This window comes from Streptococcus pseudopneumoniae (assembly GCF_001072665.1).
Lineage (GTDB): Bacteria > Bacillota > Bacilli > Lactobacillales > Streptococcaceae > Streptococcus > Streptococcus pseudopneumoniae_S.
Genome location: NZ_JVJI01000125.1, coordinates 15,287 through 38,161 on the forward strand (window position 1 = coordinate 15,287; position 22,875 = coordinate 38,161).

General features: G+C 39.7%; 23 protein-coding genes. All 23 read right to left on the reverse strand.

Annotated features, from left to right (window positions below):
- Positions 1-6: 6 nt before the first annotated feature.
- The 23 genes from ilvN to ADH52_RS08390 all read right to left on the reverse strand — a co-directional run bounded on the left by ilvN (position 7) and on the right by ADH52_RS08390 (position 22,871).
- Positions 7-483 (reverse strand): acetolactate synthase small subunit, encoded by a 477-nt coding sequence (gene ilvN / locus ADH52_RS08280; protein ID WP_001253803.1) that lies wholly within the window; start codon positions 481-483, stop codon positions 7-9.
- Positions 476-2,176 carry an acetolactate synthase large subunit gene (locus tag ADH52_RS08285; RefSeq protein ID WP_000411747.1) on the reverse strand — a complete coding sequence of 567 codons (1,701 nt, stop codon included), beginning with the start codon at positions 2,174-2,176 and terminating at the stop codon, positions 476-478. Before ADH52_RS08285 ends, ilvN begins: the two co-directional genes overlap by 8 nt.
- A 326-nt stretch (positions 2,177-2,502) precedes the next feature.
- Positions 2,503-4,584, reverse strand: a complete 2,082-nt coding sequence (gene fusA / locus ADH52_RS08290; protein ID WP_000090348.1) for an elongation factor G — start codon at positions 4,582-4,584, stop codon at positions 2,503-2,505.
- Between the two features lie 394 nt (positions 4,585-4,978).
- Positions 4,979-5,449 (reverse strand): 30S ribosomal protein S7, encoded by a 471-nt coding sequence (gene rpsG / locus ADH52_RS08295; RefSeq protein ID WP_000087873.1) that lies wholly within the window; start codon positions 5,447-5,449, stop codon positions 4,979-4,981.
- A 19-nt stretch (positions 5,450-5,468) separates the two neighbouring features.
- The gene (gene rpsL / locus ADH52_RS08300) at positions 5,469-5,882 is read right to left on the reverse strand and encodes a 30S ribosomal protein S12 (RefSeq protein WP_001142332.1); all 414 of its coding nucleotides are present in this window, start codon (positions 5,880-5,882) and stop codon (positions 5,469-5,471) included.
- A 314-nt stretch (positions 5,883-6,196) separates the two neighbouring features.
- The gene (locus ADH52_RS08305; protein WP_049510908.1) at positions 6,197-6,796 is read right to left on the reverse strand and encodes a response regulator transcription factor; all 600 of its coding nucleotides are present in this window, start codon (positions 6,794-6,796) and stop codon (positions 6,197-6,199) included.
- Positions 6,797-7,894 carry a sensor histidine kinase gene (locus tag ADH52_RS08310; RefSeq protein ID WP_049487442.1) on the reverse strand — a complete coding sequence of 366 codons (1,098 nt, stop codon included), beginning with the start codon at positions 7,892-7,894 and terminating at the stop codon, positions 6,797-6,799. It lies immediately after the preceding gene.
- Positions 7,894-8,631, reverse strand: a complete 738-nt coding sequence (locus ADH52_RS08315) for an ABC transporter permease (RefSeq protein ID WP_049510909.1) — start codon at positions 8,629-8,631, stop codon at positions 7,894-7,896. The genes ADH52_RS08310 and ADH52_RS08315 overlap by 1 nt, the downstream gene beginning before the upstream one ends.
- A 1-nt stretch (position 8,632) precedes the next feature.
- Positions 8,633-9,517, reverse strand: a complete 885-nt coding sequence (locus tag ADH52_RS08320; RefSeq protein ID WP_049510910.1) for an ABC transporter ATP-binding protein — start codon at positions 9,515-9,517, stop codon at positions 8,633-8,635.
- Positions 9,504-9,698 (reverse strand): hypothetical protein, encoded by a 195-nt coding sequence (locus ADH52_RS08325; RefSeq protein ID WP_049510911.1) that lies wholly within the window; start codon positions 9,696-9,698, stop codon positions 9,504-9,506. Before ADH52_RS08325 ends, ADH52_RS08320 begins: the two co-directional genes overlap by 14 nt.
- The gene (locus ADH52_RS08330) at positions 9,695-9,886 is read right to left on the reverse strand and encodes a hypothetical protein (RefSeq protein ID WP_012972435.1); all 192 of its coding nucleotides are present in this window, start codon (positions 9,884-9,886) and stop codon (positions 9,695-9,697) included. The genes ADH52_RS08325 and ADH52_RS08330 overlap by 4 nt, the downstream gene beginning before the upstream one ends.
- Before the next feature lie 140 nt (positions 9,887-10,026).
- Complete coding sequence (locus ADH52_RS08335) at positions 10,027-11,694, reverse strand: DAK2 domain-containing protein (protein WP_000036655.1); 1,668 nt, start codon at positions 11,692-11,694, stop codon at positions 10,027-10,029.
- A gap of 2 nt (positions 11,695-11,696) precedes the next feature.
- On the reverse strand, positions 11,697-12,062 hold the full coding sequence (locus ADH52_RS08340) for an Asp23/Gls24 family envelope stress response protein (protein ID WP_000216437.1): 366 nt from the start codon (positions 12,060-12,062) through the stop codon (positions 11,697-11,699).
- A 155-nt stretch (positions 12,063-12,217) separates the two neighbouring features.
- Positions 12,218-12,406, reverse strand: a complete 189-nt coding sequence (rpmB, locus tag ADH52_RS08345) for a 50S ribosomal protein L28 (protein WP_001140948.1) — start codon at positions 12,404-12,406, stop codon at positions 12,218-12,220.
- Between the two features lie 254 nt (positions 12,407-12,660).
- Positions 12,661-12,789 carry a hypothetical protein gene (locus ADH52_RS11565; protein ID WP_049510912.1) on the reverse strand — a complete coding sequence of 43 codons (129 nt, stop codon included), beginning with the start codon at positions 12,787-12,789 and terminating at the stop codon, positions 12,661-12,663.
- A 55-nt stretch (positions 12,790-12,844) separates the two neighbouring features.
- A complete protein-coding gene (locus ADH52_RS08355) occupies positions 12,845-14,137 on the reverse strand; it encodes an ISLre2 family transposase (protein ID WP_049510913.1) in 1,293 nt (430 codons plus the stop codon).
- A 121-nt stretch (positions 14,138-14,258) separates the two neighbouring features.
- Entirely contained in the window at positions 14,259-14,486 is a 228-nt protein-coding gene (locus tag ADH52_RS08360; RefSeq protein WP_049510914.1) for a hypothetical protein, read from the reverse strand.
- 52 nt (positions 14,487-14,538) lie between these two features.
- The gene (locus ADH52_RS08365) at positions 14,539-15,345 is read right to left on the reverse strand and encodes a ParA family protein (RefSeq protein ID WP_049510915.1); all 807 of its coding nucleotides are present in this window, start codon (positions 15,343-15,345) and stop codon (positions 14,539-14,541) included.
- 209 nt (positions 15,346-15,554) lie between these two features.
- Positions 15,555-17,189, reverse strand: a complete 1,635-nt coding sequence (locus ADH52_RS08370) for a relaxase/mobilization nuclease domain-containing protein (RefSeq protein ID WP_049510916.1) — start codon at positions 17,187-17,189, stop codon at positions 15,555-15,557.
- Complete coding sequence (gene mobC / locus ADH52_RS08375; protein WP_193389271.1) at positions 17,183-17,575, reverse strand: plasmid mobilization relaxosome protein MobC; 393 nt, start codon at positions 17,573-17,575, stop codon at positions 17,183-17,185. Before mobC ends, ADH52_RS08370 begins: the two co-directional genes overlap by 7 nt.
- A 217-nt stretch (positions 17,576-17,792) precedes the next feature.
- Complete coding sequence (locus ADH52_RS08380; RefSeq protein ID WP_000180612.1) at positions 17,793-18,209, reverse strand: hypothetical protein; 417 nt, start codon at positions 18,207-18,209, stop codon at positions 17,793-17,795.
- A gap of 70 nt (positions 18,210-18,279) precedes the next feature.
- Positions 18,280-22,617, reverse strand: a complete 4,338-nt coding sequence (locus tag ADH52_RS08385) for a PBECR4 domain-containing protein (protein WP_049510918.1) — start codon at positions 22,615-22,617, stop codon at positions 18,280-18,282.
- Positions 22,608-22,871: a hypothetical protein gene (locus ADH52_RS08390; RefSeq protein WP_049510919.1), complete on the reverse strand. Its 264-nt coding sequence runs from the start codon at positions 22,869-22,871 to the stop codon at positions 22,608-22,610. Before ADH52_RS08390 ends, ADH52_RS08385 begins: the two co-directional genes overlap by 10 nt.
- Between the last annotated feature and the right edge of the window lie 4 nt (positions 22,872-22,875).

Sequence of the window (22,875 nt, forward strand, 5' to 3'; positions counted from 1 at the left end):
GGATTGTTAATCGCGGGTAAATCCAGTTGCACCCGTACGAGCGATATTGCGAATACCGTATGGTCGAATGACTCGCAATAGAGCTTCGCTCTTTTCAGCATTTCCTGTCATTTGAATAGTAATCGAGCTTGGCGCTACGTCTACCACCGTTGCACGGAAAGGTTGAATAATTGCTAGAATCTCAGCTCGCTTCTCAGCTGGCGCTGACATCTTAACCAAAATCACCTCGCGCTCCAAGTGTGGTTTATCTGTAATATCTCTAATGCGAATCACATCAATTTGACGATTAAGCTGTTTGATAATTTGCTCCACCTCATCATGAGAAGCTACATCAATAATAATGGTGATACGCGATACATTCGGATCTTCTGTTGCTCCAACAGAGATACTTTCGATATTAACCTGACGACGAGACAGGACACCGGTAAAGCGATTGAGGACTCCTGATCGATTTTGTAGTTTTGCTGTTAACATTCTACGCATGGAACTTCACCCCCAACATCTCATGATTGCTCTTACCAGCTGGTACCATTGGTAACACCTGTTCCTTACGAGAAATATCTACCTCGATTAGCATCGGAACATCCTCAGTGATGACTTCAAGATCTTGAGCCAAGGTCTCAGGATTGTCAAATTTATAGTTTTTAATACCGTAAGCTTGTGCCATCAATTGGAAATCTGGAAGGGTATCAAAGACTGACTCTGATGTTCTACCTTCATAGAAGGATTCCTGCCACTGGCGGACCATTCCAAGTGAGTGGTTGTTCAGCATAACCACCTTGATTGGCACCTTGTAAATATTCAAAATAGCCAATTCTTGGTTGGTCATTTGGAAACCACCATCCCCAACGAACAAGACTACTTCCTTATCTGGGTTAGCAATTTTAGCACCGATTGCTGCTGGAATTCCAAATCCCATCGTTCCCAAACCACCTGAAGTCACTAACTGACGTTCATTTTGGTAAGGATAGTACTGAGCTGTCCACATTTGGTGTTGACCAACGTCTGTTACCACAATGGCATCACCATTCGTCAACTCACCGATGCGTTCAATAACGGCCTGAGGTTGAACCACACGTTCTTTCTTATCATAAGAACGAACACGGTTCTTGTCTTTAGTAACTTTCTCAATCCATTTCTCAGTATTGTTATGAACTGTCGGTTCTGCTAGCAACATTTGCAAGGCTTTCTTAGCATCTCCAACTACAGGAATATCCGCACTGATAATCTTGCCAATCTCAGCTGGGTCAATATCAATGTGAGCAACCTTAGCATTCTTAGCGAAGGTCTTAGGATTCCCCGTCAAGCGATCATCGAAACGACAACCAATACTAATCATAAAGTCCGCTTCCGTCATGGCAATATTAGCTGCGAATGACCCGTGCATGCCTCCCATTCCAAGGAAGAGTGGATGACTCGTTGCAATCGTTCCTTGTCCCAAAAGACTGGTTACCACCGGGATTTGATAGCGTTCTGCAAATTCATTTAATTCTGCAGCTGCTTCAGCATAACTAATCCCCCCACCAGCTAACAAGACTGGTTTTTTAGCCTTGGACAATTGCTTCAAAATTTTCTTGATTTGCATATCATTCGGCTCAAGAGTCGGTTGATAGCTTGGTAGGTTCACTTCTGGTGAATAGATGAAGTCGGTTTCTAAAGCAGATACGTCTTTAGGTAGGTCAATGACAACTGGCCCTGGTCGACCTGTAGTTGCGATATGGACAGCTTCCGTAATGATTCGAGGGATATCAGCTGTCTCCCGAACTTGGTAATTGTACTTAGTGATTGGCATGGTAATTCCCACAATGTCTGCCTCCTGGAAGGCATCCTTCCCAATCCCTGCTCGCGCCACCTGACCTGTAAAGACCAAAAGGGGAACACTATCGCTCATGGCATCCGCAATCCCTGTAATAGCATTTGTTGCTCCCGGTCCGCTAGTGACGACGGCAACACCCAACTTTCCAGTTGATTTGGCATAACCTTCAGCTTCATGCAAACAACCTTGCTCATGGCGTCCTAGAATGTGGCGAATGCCTTTAAAATTATATATCGCATCATACAAAGGCAAGACTGCACCACCAGGATAACCAAAGATGGTATCAATTCCTAAATCACGAAGTGTTTCCAAAACTAGGTCCGACCCCGTCTTAGGAGATTCTAAACTGATTTTCTCCATTGTTCCCCTTTCTCTTCTCTTAAAAATAACTTGTTACTATCATACCATTTTTTCAAAATTTTTCAAGAGAAAAGAAGAAATTTTCTGAATTTTCTATTTTAACGTTTATTTATGAATATTATTATTGTTTTTATAAGTTTTAAAAGGTAATTTATATTCTTTTTCAACTTATTTCTATTGATAATTATATATTTCTTCCGCAAATTTCTTTAACTCATTTTTATATGTAAATTTTTATGAGTTCATATTTTCAGAATCTATAAAATTTATCGGAACTATACAAAAAAGGAAGCCACTAAGTGACTTCCTTCTATAGCGAGGACTGATTAGTCTTCACCTTTGTTTTTCTTAATGATTTCTTCTTGTACTGACTTAGGTACATCTTCGTAGTGGTCAAATACCATCATGAATGTACCACGTCCTTGAGATGCAGAACGAAGAACTGTTGCGTAACCGAACATTTCAGCAAGTGGAACGTAAGCACGAACGATTTGGCTGTTACCGTGTGCTTCCATACCATCTACACGTCCACGACGAGCAGTTACGTGACCCATAACATCACCAAGGTTTTCTTCTGGAACAGTGATTGTTACAAGCATCATTGGCTCAAGGATAGCTGGTTGTGCTGATTTAGCAGCTTCTTTAAGAGCAAGTGAAGCCGCGATCTTGAAGGCAGTTTCAGATGAGTCGACATCGTGGTATGAACCATCGTAAAGCTTAGCTTTAACGTCAACCATTGGGTAACCTGCAAGAACACCGTTAGCCATAGATTCTACCAAACCTTTTTCAACCGCTGGGATAAATTCGCGAGGAACCACACCACCGACGATTGCGTTTTCGAATTCAAATCCTTTACCTTCTTCATTTGGAGTAAATTCAATCCATACATCACCGAATTGACCTTTACCACCAGACTGACGTTTGAAGAATCCACGTGCTTGAGTAGAAGCGCGGAATGTTTCACGGTAAGATACTTGAGGAGCACCTACGTTTGCTTCAACTTTGAACTCACGACGCATACGGTCAACAAGGACATCAAGGTGAAGCTCACCCATACCTGAGATAACTGTTTCACCAGTTTCAACGTTTGTTTCAACGCGGAATGTTGGATCTTCTTCAGCCAATTTTTGAAGGGCGATACCCATCTTGTCTTGGTCAGCTTTAGATTTTGGCTCAACCATCAATTGGATAACTGGTTCTGGAACGTTGATTGACTCAAGGATGATTTTAGCTTTTTCATCTGTCAATGAGTCACCAGTTGTAGTATCTTTCAAACCAACGGCAGCAGCGATATCACCTGAGTAAACAGTGTCAATTTCTTGACGGCTGTTAGCGTGCATTTGAAGGATACGTCCGATACGTTCACGTTTACCTTTAGAAGTGTTCAATACGTATGAACCTGATTGAAGAACACCTGAGTAAACACGGAAGAATGTCAAACGACCTACGAATGGGTCAGTCATGATCTTGAAGGCAAGAGCTGCAAATGGCTCTTCGTCAGATGCTGGACGAGTTTCTTCTTCGTCTGTATCTGGGTTGATACCTTTGATTGCTGGGATGTCAAGTGGGCTTGGAAGGTAGTCAATAACAGCATCAAGCATCAATTGAACACCTTTGTTCTTGAAGGCAGAACCACACAATACTGGGAAGAATTCAACGTTGATAGTCGCTTTACGGATACCAGCTTTCAATTCTTCGTTAGTAATTTCTTCACCTTCGAGGTATTTCATCATCAATTCTTCGTCAGTTTCAGCAACTGCTTCGATCAATTTTTCACGGTATTCTTGAGCTTGGTCAAGGTATTCAGCTGGGATGTCTTCTTCAAGGATATCTGTACCAAGGTCGTTAGTATAGATTTCAGCTTTCATCTTGATCAAGTCGATGATACCACGGAAGTCATCTTCAGAACCGATTGGCAATTGAATTGGGTGTGCATTTGCTTGAAGACGATCGTGAAGTGTGCTTACTGAGTAAAGGAAGTCAGCACCGATTTTGTCCATTTTGTTAGCAAATACGATACGTGGAACTCCATACTCAGTTGCTTGACGCCAAACTGTTTCAGTTTGAGGCTCAACACCTGATTGTGAGTCAAGAACGGTAACCGCACCATCCAATACACGAAGAGAACGTTGTACTTCGATTGTGAAGTCCACGTGTCCTGGTGTGTCGATAATGTTTACGCGGTGGTTGTTCCATTGAGCTGTTGTCGCAGCAGATGTGATAGTGATACCACGCTCTTGCTCTTGCTCCATCCAGTCCATTTGTGACGCACCTTCGTGAGTTTCACCGATTTTGTGGATTTTACCAGTGTAGTAAAGAATACGCTCAGTAGTTGTTGTTTTACCAGCATCGACGTGAGCCATGATACCGATATTACGAGTTTTTTCAAGTGAAAATTCGCGTGCCATGAGGTTTGTTTCTCCTATTTATTTTTGATTTCTATTCTATTATAACACGATTTTAATAAAAACGGATAGGCAGGACCTACCCGTTCTCAATGTTTTCATGCTATTGTTGGTTTCAACTTGTAGATTTACAAGTTGAATTGAACTCGGGCTAAAGTTAGTTAGCCGATTTGAGCTGGAACGGGATGCTGTGTGAAAAAGATAAACTTCCTTGTATTCATCGAATACTGCGTCAGTTTCCTATTTTCACCTTGCATCCTTACCGTTCCTAGCATCATGATATAGTTGAGCTCAAGCTAAAAGTCTGGAGAAAAAGATGAATCTCATTTGTTGCAATCGCAACCTGCTTTGATTCCCTATTTTTTCTGGGACTTTCTTAACGCTTTCGCATCCTATCTTACCAACGGAAGTGTGCGAATGCACGGTTAGCTTCAGCCATACGGTGAGTGTCTTCACGTTTCTTAACAGCTGCACCAGTGTTGTTAGCAGCATCCAAGATTTCTTTTGCAAGACGGTCTTGCATTGTGTGTTCACCACGAAGACGAGCGATTGTTACCAACCAACGAAGTCCAAGTGTTGTACGACGTTCTGGACGAACTTCAACTGGGACTTGGTAGTTAGAACCACCAACACGACGTGCACGTACTTCAAGTACAGGCATGATGTTTTCCATAGCTGTTTCAAATACTTCAAGTGCATCGTTACCAGTAGCTTCTTTGATTTGCTCAAAGGCACCGTAAACGATTGAAGCAGCTGTACCACGTTTACCGTCAAGCATAACGCGGTTGATAAGACGAGTAACTAGTTGTGAATTGTAAAGCGGATCTGGCAATACGTCACGTTTTGGAGCTCTATTTTTACGACTCATTTCTCTTTATCCCCTTTCCTTATGCTTTTGGACGTTTAGTACCGTATTTAGAACGGCCTTGTTTACGATCGTTAACACCTGCAGTATCAAGTGCACCACGGACGATATGGTAACGTACCCCTGGAAGGTCTTTTACACGTCCACCACGAAGAAGAACCACGCTGTGCTCTTGCAAGTTGTGTCCGATACCTGGGATGTAGGCAGTAACTTCGATAAGGTTGCTCAAACGTACACGAGCGAATTTACGAAGGGCTGAGTTAGGTTTTTTAGGTGTCATTGTTCCAACACGAGTTGCAACACCACGTTTTTGTGGTGAAGAAACGTTTGTTTGAACTTTTTTATGACTGTTGTAACCAACGTTCAAAGCTGGTGATTTAGATTTTTCTACTTTTGATTTACGCGGTTTGCGAACCAATTGGTTAATTGTAGGCATCTACATTCTCCTGTGTTTTTTTATTTTTGGTGATGATACACTTGGTGACAGCTATCATCTGTGTGTACTTTTGCAACATTTGTCAGCACGTCCCTGTACACTCTTGAGAGACCAAAAGTAAAAAGTACCGTCTATTATTGTAACAAATTTTTCCCTTGGTTGTCAAGATTTTTTTCTTTTTTATTGTTAATTTTAGCTCTTTTATAGTGCTCCCCCAAAAAAGAAAAAGGAGGAATCCCACCCTCCTAAAGTTAGTATTGTTCCATTCAATCCCATCAATTTTAGCACATAATGGTTTTCGAGTTATGATAGTATCACAACCAACCAGATTCTTTCGCGATATTAGCTGCCTCTGTTCGATTACCAGCATCTAATTTAGAAAAGATATTAGTGACATAGTTTCGGACTGTTCCGTTGGATAGATAGAGTTTGTCTGCAATTTCTTGGTTAGAGAAGCCCTGAGCGATTCCCTTTAAAACTGCGATTTCTTGCTCTGTTAATGGATTGGGATGTGTCATCACCACTTCCATCAATTCAGGCGAATACTCCTTGCGCCCTTCGAGGACAGTGTGCAAGGTTTGCATGAGATCTGCAATGCTTCGTTCCTTTAATACATAAGCATCCACTCCAGCCTTGACCGCACGTTCAAAATACCCAGGACGCTTGAAGGTCGTCACCACAACCACCTTTGTTTCAAGCTTTTCTACTCGTATCCACTCCAAGACTTCAAGACCTGTCTTAACAGGCATTTCTACGTCAAGGATGGCGATATCTACAAGCTCCTTTTCTAATAGTTGGATTGCTTCTTGCCCATTCTTAACTTGAAGGACAGACTCCACATCCGGTTGAAGCGTGAGCAACTGGCACATGGCATCTCGCAACATACTTTGATCTTCTGCGACTAATACTTTCATCTAGTTTCTCTCCTTATAAGCTAGTCGAACCTGTACTTCTGTCGGTTGTTTTTGACTAATCACATTTACCTCTCCCGAAAATGGAAGGACACGTTCTCGAATTGTATGGAGCTCATCCCCCTTTATAAAAGTAAAGCCACAGCCATCATCTCTCACTGTTAGAATGAGTTCTTTCTCTGTCCGTTCTAATTTCAAGTAGACTTTAGACGCTTTAGCATGTTTGATGATATTGGTCACTAATTCAAGCAAAATCATGGAAGCCGTTGACTCCAATTCCTGAGTTAAGCTAGCTGTATCTAGTTGATTAGCTATTTCCACCTCAATTCCAGCAATTTCTAACATCTTTTTCACAGTCTCTAGTTCGGATGTCAAAGTTCTAGACTTAAGATTTTCCACAATGGTTCGCACTTCATTCATGGAATCCTTGCTGATCTGGTGGATTTCTTTTAATTCTTTCTCCACCTGTGGATAAGCCTCCATCTGAAACAACTGCAAGGCTAAATCTGTCTTGACACTGAGCATGGCAAAGGTGTGTCCCAAGCTATCATGCAAATCCTGACCGATACGACTGCGTTCATTTTCAGCAAGCAATAGATTTATCTGGGCATTTTGCTTAGCCTGACCTTCTTTCAAATCCTCAGCAATACGAATCCGAACCAAGCCAAAAGTCATTAAATCGACAAAAGCAAGAATTACAAGTAGATAGAGTAGAAACTCAACTTCGATTCTCTGAAAAATCAACAGTTGGCCCACAACAAGGACTTGAGCAAGAAGAAAAGTCCAGACATGTAAAGACTTTAAACTACGTACACCAAAATGATAACTTAAGAGGTTAGAAAGGAAAAAGAAGAACCAGATATAATTAACAGCAACAAAGGCAGTATTCCCAACTACATAAGTCAGCATGAGACCCCAATATAGCCAAGATAGGCGCTGGATCTTAGTTGTTAAAACACCCAAATATGCCACTACAAATAGAATATCAATCAATAAATGCCAGGCAGAAAGCCACCCAGTCACTACAGGTAGGATGGGGAAAATCATAAAAATTAAACTGGCCCAAAACATATAGTGTATGCTTTTCAGTCTTTCAAGCATTAAGCATTCTCCTTATGACCTTGAAGGTAAATGGTCAAACCAAACAAAACTGCTGAAAAAACAAGTAGATAAACTGTGGCTGATAAATTGATGCCACCCTCGTTTAAGAAGGTCTTGAGCAACTCCATCAACTGATAAGTTGGTAGACACTTCCCGATTGCTTGCATCCAGTCTGGAAATAAAGAGATGGGCATCCAGAGTCCGCCTAAAACAGCCAAGCCTAGATAGAGAAGATTGCCCACGACAGACATCAGCTGACTAGAAGGCAATAGTGTCAAGGTCAATCCAAGCGCTACAAAGGCAACACTTCCTACTATCAGCAAGAGCGCAGCCCCAATCCAGCTTCCTAAAGGCATATCCACACCTCTGACCAAGTGCCCAACTGAGAAAACAACCAGGATTGAGACCAGATAATCAACCATCATACTTGTTATCTTTGATAGATAATATTCTACCATATTTACCGGAGTATGGCGCAATATTTTCTGCCAGTTGTTGATTTTATCTGTATGTAAAACAGCTGGGAATGAGAAGATAGCTGTCGACATCATGGAAAAGGCAGTCATAGAGATAAGGTAATCACGCATAAAATTCGCGGGTCCACCTGGTGTGTCCTGGTACATGCCTGAAAAGAATAAATAGAAGGCTGTCGGCATACCTACGGATAATAGATAATAGACTAATTGTCGTTTGGTCAATAGAAATTCTATCTTGTTTAGTGCGATCCATCGTTTCATCTTAGTCATCTCCCTTTTGTGTTTCTTCAAAGATTGTATCCAACAAGCTACGATTATTGACTTCAATTTCTTGAATCCTACATCCTGCTTGCACTAACAGTTGCCAAAAAGCATCCGCTTCACGTGTAACTACTTGCAGAGCATCTTGTTTTTGTACCCACCTTTCAACCAAGACTGACTTCTCAACGACTTCCTTGTAAGCTAGAGGAAGGATAAAATGCTTTTCAATCTCCTCACTACGCATAGCTAGAGGCGTCGTATCACGAATCAACTCTCCCTTATTTAAAACCAAAATCCGGTCAGCTGTATGCTCTACCTCTTCAATATAATGAGACGAATAGAGAATGGTGACTCCTTGCGCTTTTAGGTCCCAAACAATTTCCCAAAAACGTTGACGGGTAGAGGTATCCATGGCCGCAGTTGGCTCATCTAAAAAAACAAGCTTTGGTCGGCCAATCAAGGTCAAGACAAAAGAGAAAAGACGCTTTTGCCCACCTGACAATTTTTCTGCAAATTGCTCTTTTTGTTGCTTGTCAAACTGCAACAGTTGATCGATCTCCTGGTTGCTCAAGGGATTTGGATAAATACTTTGAAAGAAAGCAATCAACTCTTTGACCTTTAATTTCTGAACGATGACATTTTCTTGAGGGAGATAGGATCTTGTGTAGTCTAACTGAGAACTCGTCACTGGCAAGCCTTGAATGGATACTTGACCGCTGGTGACCAGTTTATCTCCAAGCAAACAGTCCAAGAGTGTTGTCTTTCCAGCACCATTGGGACCAATCAAGGCGACGCATTCACCTTCAGCTACCTCAAAGGAAATATCCTTCAAAATAGCCTTGCCCTTGATGATTTTATTTAAGCTTTCTACCTTAATCATGTTCATGATATTCTCCTTTCAGCCACTCCTTTCCCATCGGAAAGGCAATAAAAATCATAAATCCTAGACCCCAGGCACCGCGAATGGCTTGGTGAAGGAAGGCTTGATCAAACCAACCTGTAAACATTTCTACCAACCATGCCACTAGTGATAGCCCAATAAAAAGATAGAGAAACGCTTTTTTCATTTTTCAAACTCCTTTTTCACATCTGAGACCAATTTCAAGCCTTCTCGGATCAACCAAGACATCATGCCAAATCCTGCAAATAGTTCCCAAGGAAAATGATAGAAGTCTTCGTCCAATCCTGAGAACATGAGATAAGTCATGACTCCTGCTGCTACTAAACTCATTGCGACAATTACTTTATGTTTCATTTTTTTCTTCCTCCATTTAATACATCTAGTATAATTCTTTGAAGGTAGAATCACTAGAAGCTTCTGTCATGAGGAAATATGACAAATGTCATAAAAAAAGAAAGTTGTAAAATCAACTTTCTTTTTAATCTATTAAATTTTTATTCCACACTAAATAGGTATGGGTAAACAGGTTGTTGCCCTTGGTGAATCTCAACTTCAACGTCTTCGAATTCTTCTGCGATTTCTTGGGCAATTTCATTGGCAAGTTCTTCGCTTCCGTCTTCACCGACATAGAAGGTTACGATTTCACTATCTTCATCCAACATATGTTTCAAGGTTTCAGTTAAGGTTTGGTGCATGTCAGGGTTTGACACGAGAATTTTCCCATCAACCATACCAAGATTATCGTTTTCATGGATTTCCAAGCCATCAATGGTTGTATCACGAACGGCTGTTGTGACGCTTCCACTAACGACATCGCTAAGAGCAGCAGTCATACGCTCTTGGTTTTCTTCGATGGATTTGCTTGGATCAAAGGCAAGAAGACTTGTCAAACCTTGAGGAAGAGTACGAGCTTCCACCACTACTGCTGGTTGCTCCAAAACTTCTGCTGCAGATTGAGCCGCCATAAAGATATTTTTGTTGTTTGGCAGGAAGATAATGTTACGAGCGTTGACCTGTTCAACAGCCTTGATAAAGTCTTCTGTTGAAGGGTTCATAGTTTGACCGCCCTCGATAACATAATCCACACCTTGAGAACGGAAGATATCTGCTAGACCTTTACCAGCCACTACAGCAATCAAAGCATACTCTTTTTCTTCAGCTGGTTTGCTAACTTGAGCAGCTTCTTTCTCAACCTGTGCTTCGTGTTGGTTACGCATATTGTCAACTTTTACCTTGACCAAGCTACCATATTTGAGACCTTCTTGCATAACAAGTCCTGGATCTTCTGTATGGACATGGACTTTGACAATTTCATCATCATTGACAACAAGGAGAGAATCCCCGAGTTCATTCAAGTAGTTACGGAATTCGTCGTAGTCAAAATCTTTGGCATAGGTTGGACCTTGCTTAAGAGCTACCATGATTTCAGTACAGTAACCAAAGGTGATGTCCTCAGTCGCTACGTGACCAGCTACAGACTTATGATGTTCAGCATTGATCATTTCACTCATGTTGGCCGGAGTCGCTACAAAGTCCTCAGATGCAATATATTCACCAGTAAGGGCTGAAAGGAAACCTTCATAGATGAAGACCAGTCCTTGACCACCTGAATCCACAACGCCAACTTCTTTCAATACTGGAAGCATGTCTGGTGTTTTAGCTAGAGCTGTTTTAGCACCTTCCAAGGCTGCGCGCATGACTTCAACAGCGTCATCTGTTTGCTCAGCTTTTTTCTTAGCACCGATAGCAGCTCCACGAGAAACTGTCAAAATCGTTCCTTCGACTGGTTTCATCACTGCCTTATAGGCAACTTCTACACCTGATTGGAATGCAAGGGCCAAGTCTTGACCTGTTAACTCGTCTTTATCCTTGATGGCTTGTGAAAATCCACGGAAAAGCTGAGACGTAATAACACCTGAGTTTCCACGCGCACCCATCAAAAGACCTTTGGCAAGAATGCTCGCTACCTCGCCAACTGTAGAAGCTGGCTTGTCTGCAACTTCTTTAGCACCATTTTCAATGGTCATTCCCATATTTGTTCCAGTATCTCCATCTGGAACTGGAAAGACGTTTAATGAATTGACATATTCAGCTTGCTTATTCAAGCGAGTTGATGCAGCCTGCACCATTTCTTGAAATAAGCTAGTAGTAATTTTTGACACGGTTATTCTCCTACAACTTTGATATTTTGAATGTAGACATTTACAGTCTGAGCAGTAATTCCAAGCTGGTTTTCCAAGCTAAAACGAACACGCTCTTGAATGTTTTTTGACACTTCGCTAATCTTTGTTCCGTAGCTCAACACGGTATATACATCAACTGCAATACTGCCATCTTCGGCCGCCTTTACAACGACACCTTTGGAATAATTTTCCTTACCTAGAAGGGCTTGGAAATTATCTTTGAGGGCATTTTTACTAGCCATACCGACCACACCAAAAATCTCAGTTGCTGCTCCACCTACGACGGTTGCAATCACTTCATCTGTTAGTTCGATTTGACCATCTTTTGTATTAATTTTTACAGTCATCCTTTTTACCTCAACTAGTTGATACTCTATTTTATCATATTTCAGCCCAAGTGTAAAAGCAGAATACTGTATCAGCGGATATTTACTCTATTTTTCAAATGATTTTATATCTACAGTAAAAGAAAAAAGACCCTAAGGTCTCCTTACTTTTATTATTAAACGCGTTCAACTTTACCTGATTTCAAAGCACGAGCTGAAGCCCAAACTTTTTTAGGTTTACCATCGATAAGAACAGTAACTTTTTGAAGGTTTGGTTTTACGGCACGTTTTGTTTGGTTCATCGCGTGTGAACGGTTGTTTCCTGATACAGTCTTACGACCTGTAAAGTAACATACTTTAGCCATTGTGTCTTCCTCCTATTAGATCTAATATAGCGGATGTGCTAGCACCACATACCGTACTATGTTATCACACTTTCTTTATTTTTGCAAGGGAATTGGAAGATTTGTTTGTGTCTAAATTTTTGGGAACAATCAAATATCCTTATAACTCAATAAGAAAACGAGATTTTTCAGACAAAAAAACTGGAAAAAGTTCCTCACTTCACCCCAGCCCTTGACTATATTGCACTATTTATGCTACAATATTGTTTGACTGATTAAGCAAAGTGTGTGTTTGTCTTAATCGGTGGTGTAGGAGTTGCTGCTTCTACACCTTTTTCGTTTTTATTTACTTTATTATTGTAACACACATTAGGCAAAAAAGCAACTGTTTTGTATGAAAACATGACAAAAACACCTCTAAAAAATCTTTTTTTAGAGGCTTTTGTCTGCCTTTTTGTATTATTTATGCCCTCTTTTTCTGATAACAGCTTTGTGTGGCCTATGGTTAATACGAAATCCTGCACCTGGTCCCGTATCCCTAAATTCTTCATACTCTTGTCTCCAAGATCCAAAAAATAGATTGTATAGCTGATCGATTCGTTCAAGAAGTATCATTCTGGCCATAGTACAAGCCCCTTCGATGGACCAATACATCCCTCGATGTTTCATACGGTAAGTAACCTTTCGGTGCTGACTCTCCATTACCCCAATACCATGTGAGGATAACCCTCTAAGTTTAGGTGGTCTAGTGTCACAGAAATTTCTTAATAATTTCTTACGGAAATTGTAAAAATTATCAAGAGCTTCTTGACTTTCTGTGAGAGATTCAACTGTATCTAGTACGGTCTGAAGTAGGCTCTTCTGATGATTTTTGATGGCCTTAAAAGCAAGATCAAGTAGTGTAGATGGGTACGGCTTCAGGAATCTTTTAAGTTCTTCATTGACATGATAGGCATCCCAGAAATGCTCATGACGTTTAATCCGTAGGACCTTCTTAATTTCTTGAAATATTCTGCGAGAATATCCTTTACCATTGTCCGAGTTAGTGATAAGAAGAGTTCGATCAGTGATTTCAAAATGATTATAGAGATAGTCTATCAATTCTTCCTTTGCTTGTTCATGGCTTGTATGGATAATCTCATGCTTATTCTCTAGTACATACCGATTATTACCAACCTTTTTCGCTCCAGTATGAATCAGGAAATGGGCTAAGTCTGTATTGTGTCGTTCATCATTGCTTGATGTTGTCTTGACGAGCACACCATCTCCCTCCAGGTAGATTTTATCTGCCTGGATTTTTTTCGGTTGCTCATCACCTCTAAAAAGCCGATAGCGTTCCCTATCTGAAAAGAGTCTGCCTGCCATTTTTACAGACTTCAAAACAGCGTCCTTTGTTATCTCCAGGCGATAAGCCATCTTAACTGTTCGACAAACTTCACGGTAGGATAAAACAGAAGCGTGTTTTGCCATGTGAAAAATCAACTCAGGAGAATAACGCATATACCTTTCTAGACCCAGCCACTCATCTACGGGATAACAACTTTTCTTTCCCTTTCGCCAGCGATTCCTAGAGAAAGTCACCTCTCCAAATGTAAAAACAACTGTCCTCTCTGTACTATCTATCCGCTTATATCCCCTCAATCTCATGGAGGGAGCAATCTGTTCGTCATAATCTCTTACTCGCTTCAGGAATTGCTGCTCACGTTTGCGATCTAGTTCTGCTACAAATTCTTTTTCATCAAATCTAAACATACTCTCTATTGTACTGAAATCATGAATAGATTGAAAACATCACAAACTTTCTGCAAGACTCTTTCAAAAATAAAAGCCTTCCCTTATTGGGAAGGTTGTTTGATTATAAATATAATTATATTTATAACGTTAAACTTTCGATTAGTTTATCAAGATAATCTGATGCAGACTTTGCACCAACTGCTTTAGCAATTTTATCCAATTTTTTCCTATTGCTTGGTTTCAAAGTAAACTGAAATTGTTTCTTACGTTCAAAACTTTCAAAGCTGGCTACATCTGAAATCTGCTCAGGTTGATGGGTTGCTTCGATAATCTGCGAAATCTCTTTTTCTTTTGGTGTGAATGCCATGACAATCTCCTTCTAATTATATTTATAATTGTATTTGTGTTTATAAATATAATTATATTGTATCATAAATTTTTGCAAAAGTCTGCTCCAGCTCAGTGAAAAACTTTTTGTGTTTTTGATAAAGCTCAGAATTCTCCTTCATATCTGCAATAGAGATCTTATCAATCGTGGAATGATTGAATAACTCTTTTGCTGGTACAATTCCTAGAAGGTTATCTGTTCCTTTTTCTTTAGCTTCAAGTCCCAGGGCTTCCAGTAATTCTCTTGATGATCCATAGTTTGGTCGAATCATATTTGCTAAGAAATATAACTCAGCAGTAATGTATGATTCTCTTGTTCGATAGTCAATTACATCTTTTCTGAATGCTTCTAACCGAGTTGATAGATTGAATTTGGCATTATAACCAAACTCTGAAGGAGTCAAGGGACTAATAATAGCGTGACTGACAGCAACAGCATTTTTAGTAGCTGTAGCAAAGTCTGGTCTACAATCAATCAAGATATAGTCAAACTGATCCAACTTTTTCTTTTCGTAGTTATCCTCTAGCCAAAGATAAAGTAACATATTTTTCTTATCGCTGTTCTCCAGATCTCGTTCCACCGTGTCAAGTTGAACTGAACCTGGAATTAGACTGATATTTTCCTTGACTTGCTTTATATCCACATCGCCTCCTTTAAAAGCATTAGCAATTGTATTCTTGCTCTCATAAAGATTATAGCACTGAGTCAAATTACACTGATGGTCTAAATCTATAAAGAGAATCTTATGACCTTTCTTAGCCAACCATTCCCCGTAATTAAAAGTTAAAGTTGTTTTCCCAACACCACCTTTGATAGCGGCAAATGTGATAATCTTCATTTGATATCCTCCTGTTTTTCTATACTTCTATTATACCATTATAATTATATTTGTCAATATGTTTATAATTATATTTATAATTATTTTTCGTAATGAAGATTCTCCTTCCCTTTCGCCAGCAGTTCCTAGAAAAGGTTATCTCTCCAAATGTAATGAGAACTGTTCTCTCTTTACTGAAATCATGACTAGATTGAAAACATCAGAAACTTCTACAAGACTTTTTCATCCTCAAAACGTCGGTCAACTTTCTCTTCTCGACTACGCACGTGCTCCTTAATATCTCTATAATCTGTGTAATGTTTTAGAGTATCGTCAAAGAATTCTTGTAAGGCTCCTTTTTCAATTTGAAATTGTTTGATCAGTTGACTGACATCTTCCAACCCCATATCTTTTGGGACTCCCAAATCATCCAATAATTGTACCGACGTAAGACTATTTTCTGGAGATTTCTGGATGGCTAAAAGTGCTCCTTCAATTTTATGATAACGTCCAAGTCGCTCATCTAGTTGTCTTAATTCCTCCTGGGTAGTCTCAATCTTTTCATTAAAGCGCTCCTCCAAATGTTGAAATTGTGCTCCATCTGTCACGCCGTGCTCGACTAAGAAATTATATTCCTTAATCAGTTCACGCATAGAGGAAATTTGAGCGTTTTTAGTTACAAGTGTTTCTCCATTTTGTTTGGCCAATTGCCTTGCGACAGTCAAGCCCATCATGTACCTATTTTTTTGAGATTGATCAGGATTGAGAAAATAAAAATAGTCTTTCTCTTTGATATAGATGGTATAATTTCCATCCTCATTTTTATCAACTTTATGAGAAGGTATTAAAATTGTACCACTATTTAAAGCTCCCATATCCATCTGCACGTAAATGCCTTGCTTGCTTTCTTGCTCGACCTGCCAGGATTCCACTTCCAATTTCAATTCAAAATCATTTGACGTTTTTTCTTTTGATTCTTGATACTGTGCTTTCAATTCCTCCACATCAAAAACTAACTGATTCTTAGAAATTCTCTCTTTTATTTTTTCAAGAGAATAGAGTCCTTTCTTCGATAATGTATCATCTCGGACATTTCTTTGTTGAGGCTGATCAAGTAATTTATACTTCACAAATTTACCAGAGAAATCAATCTGAAGATCAAGTGCAGCTGCCTTTTGTTTAAAATCTTCCAACGAAAGAGAGTGCTTCAGAAGAAAATCAAGACGTTCCTTGATTTCAAATCTATAATTATTTTGTCTCCGCCAAGCAGAATACTTTGTATAAGAATTTTTCATAGTAGGCTCAATAATTTTAGCGCCATATCGTGCCGCATGTTTGTCCGAAATGGCTCTCAAATTTTTCAAGGTTTTCTTTTCCCAGCGAAATTTCTTGAGCGTTGAGGTATTGGTGGTATTAAGTATGATATGGTTATGAAGATGATCTTTATCCGTGTGGGTTGCAATCACAAACTCATAATTTCCACCTGTCAATTCTAACATCGTTTGACGACCAATTTCATGAACCTGCTCAGGAGTCAAGTTATCATCTGGAGAAAAAGACTGGATAATGTGATGAGCCAATACTTGTGTTCCTGAAGATAATTCTTTCAAGTCATCATCTCCTTTTTTAAAGGCTGCAGCTAATTTTGTCATGACCATTTCTTCATCTGCTATACTAAAATCAGAGATCCCATTTCCAGATACTAGCTTCATTTGAAGCTCACCATTATGATAGACAAGAGGAAAATCAAGATCACTTTCTGCAGTTTCTGATACAAGAGTTTTCGCTTCATTCAGAATATAGCGTACAGCTATTTTTAAATTGGAAGGAGTTTTAATTTGTTTGGGTGTTTTGATTACTACCATTCGTCATACGTCCTTATTGTTTTCACTTTTCGTTCCTGTAAACTTTTCTTCTCCACACTAGAAAGTTTGACAGCCACCATCTCTTTCAACTCAGATAGATAGTCAATGACTTGTGCCACTTCCTCTGGCGTAACTCCTTGATTTTCATTGGCATGTTTAGCAATTTGGTTGATGTTCGTACCCACTCGATTGATAGCAACTCGAAGGTCTTTCAATTCGGAAAAATCAATTTGAACCACCTTTCCTTGCACCAATTGATTCTTCGCATAGTATTGAAAAGATGGAACTCCCATTTGGGCCATCGCCTTTTTAATTTGACGATCTTCCTCTGGTGTTAGTCGTATCAATTTTTGTATATAGCGTTTTCTATTTTCTCGTTTCTGCATTATTTTTTTATCCTCTTTCTCTCAAAGTCTCTGGCATTTTCTGACCAGGCATAATCCCCTGACTTCCTTGTGGCAAGCGTAGCAAATGGATATCCATTTACGAAATTTAAAAAAATCAGAGAAGGAGAACCTTGTAGTTTTCCTTCTTGATTTTCTCAGTTTTGGGGAAATCCCCAAGCCCCTTTCCTATATCTTTTGGAGTACAACCTCTAACAATTTATCGCAACCAACTGAAGATGTTTTTGAAAATAGATGATTGCTTATCACTATTTTCTACACTTTTTTCTTTCTTACCTTGCAACTTTTCAGCTAGGACAGAAAGTTGTTGAGTAGTTAGAGGCTGGAAAATAGACTGCCCAATTTGTATTTCTGTCAGTAAGATTTTTTCAGTGAGTACAGCTTGAAATTCTTCATCTGTGATCATCTTGAGTAGCTCAATATTTTCTTCTTCCCACTCCAAAAGAGCAGGATCTCCTTCAGGTAGTTGAGACTGCTCTTCCTCTAGTTGCTCCAGAACTTTTTGGCGAGTCAAGTCTTTAGCGTTTGGCGATACCCCTTGAACTCTGTCTCCATCCATGATTGGAATAAAGTCTGAGAGGATGATGATAAGTTGTTCTTCTTGTTCATTGGTCATGAGTGTTGTCCTCCTTGATGATGGTTTGTTTTTAATTTGACCTTGGGTTTATTTGGGGTGTCCCGTTCGGTCATTTCGAGAAACCCTTCTCTTTTTTTGATTGTGCATCTGCTTTCAACTCCTGCTTGTGTTCTTCAACAGCTTGCTTGCTCTGATCTTTAAACTTCTCCAGTTTTTGTTCAAAACTTCGCTTCGTTTGTTTCTCTTGGCTCAATCTTAATTGTTCCAATGCTTGATCCATCCGAACCATTAAACTTTTAGCTTCTTGTTGGACAATATCCAACTGTGCTTCTAAATCAGCAAGTGTCTCCTTATCAGCAGACCACCCAGATAGATAGTTAAAGGAGTACTCTGACGTATCAATACCATAGTATGAAGAAACAACATAAGCGACACTTTCAGCCTGGAGTTCAGCAGTGCTTCTAGTTAGATTTTCTTTTTGAGGATTATCTGCATGATGCAACTCTGCATGAGCCATCTCATGTAAAAAAGTTTTAATAATTTGAGCCTTGTTCATCTCATTACTACGTAAAACAATTTGATTTTCTGGGACAGAATAATATCCATGTTTATTATTTTCCATCTCCTCAAATCGAACCGATACATCATTTTCTTTTGCAATAGCCATCAGGGCACGGTAAAGATTTGCATAGTCCAAATCAGTCAGCTGTTCTTTCACTTCTGCAGCTTTTGGCATCTCCTTTCCTTCTGTCTGACTAACATCAAAAACTGGCACTAAACCAAAGAATGTAACTGTTTCTGGTTTCCCATTTTTATCCAATATTGGTTGGTTATTCTCATCCTTTTTGATCTTCGTCATAGGTTTAAAAATACGTAAAGCCTTCTCCCCTTTTTTCACATAGCGGTCAAAGTTTTCTTTCCACTGCTTGAAAGAAGCTACTTGCCTTGCTTCAGGATTTTGTGCAAGAATTAAGCGTAAGTTGCGATTAGAATAATTATTTAGTTGGCTCATTTTCGTTAGATAATCTTTGTACTTATCTGAATCCAGAAACTCCTTAATTCCTTCTTTAAGATGTCGGCTTAATCCTGCCATATCTTTATTCTGAATAAAATCTGCGACTGCAAGACTACCAGCTGCTAAAACAACTTCATCCGCTTGTAGACTCTCCTCGACCTCTGGTTTAGAACCTGGTTTCGATCTAAAATCATACGGATTCGTTCCCTGAAGCAACTCCTCATCATCAGAAACACCATCAGCATCCGCATCACGTTTCAACTCCTGTTTGTTGTGGACTTGTTCTTCCAGTTTGATTTCTTCCTCTTGTAATTTCTCAAATTCATCTCGAACTGTTGCGATCATTTGTTCAACTTTTTCTGATAAACCTTTGATTTCTTTTTGCCATTTTTCAATAAGGGCCAATTGTTCCATAGGTGAGTCTTTGACTCCCAACTTCTCAAACCAAGCAGATAGATTTTCGACCTCAACACTATCCATTCCATCAAAAGAGATAAATCCAAGGCGACCATCATGACTACTATCTGTAAATCCAATTGGACTATTTTCCAAATCTCCAAATGGGAGTTGGGATAGAAGTTGATCTGCGTAAAGAGTATCTTCTAAAGCGTAACTGAACTGAGAAATATCTAACTCACTCGCCAATCTCTCCAGATGATACGGAGTGAATATGGCCCCATCTATCTTCATCAATTCTGGGTACTCTCTCATTTCTCGTGTTCCAAGTCTTTCTTTGTGAGCGATTGGGTTAATCTCATTCCCAATATCGTAACGGATGCCATCCTGGATCAGTTCACCATCGGGAGCATAGATACTAAACTGGATCTTAGTTGGAGAGATGTAACCTTCTGGGCGACCATCAGTCACTTGTTTTAGCCCTTCCTGATGTAACGGATAGAAGCTCTGATTGGCCTTGTAAAGCTCTCTAGCAAAATCTTGATAAGATATCAGATCTGTTTCTTTAAAGGGCAATTTAGGCCCATCTGGGCGCTCCTCAGCCCATTGAAGGCGTACATGGTAGTTTTCTTTATAGATATGATCTTGTTTCCATTCTTTATAAAAATCTGAATTTGTGTCTAGAAGATGATCTTCTCCAGCTGCAGCAACAATCTGGTCAAATTTATCATTGTACCGTTTCGCATAGTCAAGATACTGATTCCATGCTTGATGAAATTCTTCTGGAGTTTTTGAGATGTCACCTGGCACACCTAAATTATAGACAGTATCTAGGACTTGAGTAAACATAGCTGAATCAAGTAGTAAGCTATTCAGTGTGTTTTCAGGAGTTATTTGTTCAATTCCCTTAGTTGTATCAGGCTTGATTTCTTCAAACAAGCCATCTTTCAAAATGGTTTGCAACTCATTACCTCTATCCTTGACATAATCCACATTGATAGATAACTGTTCAATATGGCCATCACGTTCACGGAAAACACCAAGAATAACTTTTTCCTTAGTTTTCTCTACATCAACTCTTAGATCTCTCTTAATTTTCATGAGAGATGCAGGGACACGTTCATCTCCTATATCTTTGAAAAGAAGTAAGAAATCCTCGTCTTTACTCTTAATAGCTTCTGAAAAGTTAAGTCGTTGTGCAACTCTTACTTCATCTAAGTTATCCAAAACAAACGATTTAGGATCAAGAATATCCTCTAACATAGGAATAACTTGTAATTTTTCTTTTAGACTATTACTAACCAGTATTTGATTATAGTCTCCCCTTCCCTCAGCAAAGTCGACTACAAAATCTCCAGCATTTCTACCTGGAACAACTGGCCTGATTCCTGTTAAGTGTAAAAAGTTTTCTCGTTTAAAATTAACATCTAGCAAACTCACCTCTCCATTATTGGAATAGAAATAATAGATTTTACTATTCGCTAATTCCTCTAAATACCATTGAGATGATTTCTGAATAGAACCAGCGTACTGATTCATTCTTTTCAAATCATCAGATGTAATTGGATGGTATTTCGATTGTCTTCGTTGCACTTCCTCAAAAGTTGTGCTAAAATGTAAGTAACGATAGGGTGATGTCGGGTGACTGGCAACAGTTTGCTCAAAGGTTGCTGATAATTCAGCTTCAGGTTCGGCACTACCTACAGCATCATGCTGTGAATAGCCCTCTCCACCACTGGCCCTATCATTCATTTGCTCCTGGGAACTCTCAGGAGCTTTTTCTGTGCTCTGAATTTGTTTTTTGGGCTCCCTACCATCTCCAAGAGGATTGGAAAGTTTTTCATAGGTCACTGTTTTGTCCGAATCAATAACCATTTGTTTTCTAGGCTCTACTGAAAAACCTATATTATTCCAGTTTTCCTTCAACCACGCTGCATCTTCAGGAGAAAGGTGGCTGGTATCAGGAAAAGAACTTGATGAGTGAATTTCCTCAGTCTTCTCCAGTTGTTTTTCCTGCTTCAGAATCTCATTCCAGTCTGTCTTCTCCTGGCCTTCACGTTGTGGTGGTCTTGCATCGATAGTTGGGATTTTCTTCTCCCGTAGTTTGGTGATAAAGTCTGTACCTGCTTTATCACAATCAACTGCCAGCGTGATGAGATCATCGTATTTGTGATCTTGGAAAAGTGTGGAGGTTTCCGCTGCAACAGATAGGAATCTCGAGGTACGTGTTAGTTCGCTAGACTTGGTATAATCCCTTTCATCCATCGCAATCTCCCCTCGCTCCTGCAAAATTTCAAGAACATAGTGAGACAAAACTCCCTCTTTTAATCCTTCCATCGCAACCAGTCGAACATCGTTTAATTCGCCCTTATGAAGCTCATAATAGCTCATAAGGTCAATTGGTGCCTCTGTCACAATTAAACGCTCAGGAGAGCCTATAGAAACGTTTAAGCCACTGATAGCCTCTGATTGATACATGATTTGTTTCAAGTAGCCCTTACCTGGATGACGTTCCTGATCAGGAACAAGTCCCTGAAGGCTCGCACCTACCAGTTGCTGATTTCTATCCAAGTATTTAAAAACTAATACATCTTCTATAACGCCCTCTTTGTCCTTACGTTTAGCTTGGGCTAATACTCCCTTCTCAAGGAAGAAGTCGATTGTATCATCAGAGAGACCTCTAATCTCCTTGAGATAGGTTCTCGCCTCCACAAATGGTTGTTCGTAAGGTGCTAGTGTATAGTTGAAAGGTTTACGTTCTTCCTCTACTGGTTTTGCTTCAGGAAAGGAACCTGTCTCTAAGAATACCATGGCTTCCTTATAGCTGACATTTTGCATTTGTTGCACGAGATTGATAGTATCACCAAAGAGGTTTTGAGAATACCAATGCCAGGTATTCTTGACAGTATCAATCTTAAATGAGTCATGCTCGGCCCAATAATACTCTCGATGTGACTTTCGCTTCATCTCCATTCCAAGGCTACGAGCTACTTCTAAAATATCCAGCAATTTTGCCTGTGCTTTTGTTAAAGGCATACTCTTTCCTCCTCTACTAATTCCTTAAATAAAAGATATCCTTCAGGAGTTGCATCTAGCTCACTAACAACTATTGGATTTTCCTGACTCGTTGTCACAAAAAGATGAGGAGCTAATTGATAGAAAGTCTCCTCATCTGCCTGTTTGAATAGTTGCCAAATAGCATAACGTTCTGTGGCTAAATTTTCTAGCTTTAATGCTAGAACCTGCGAGATACTCTCCAGGTATCCTAATTGTGTTTTGGGTGTTTCCATCCTA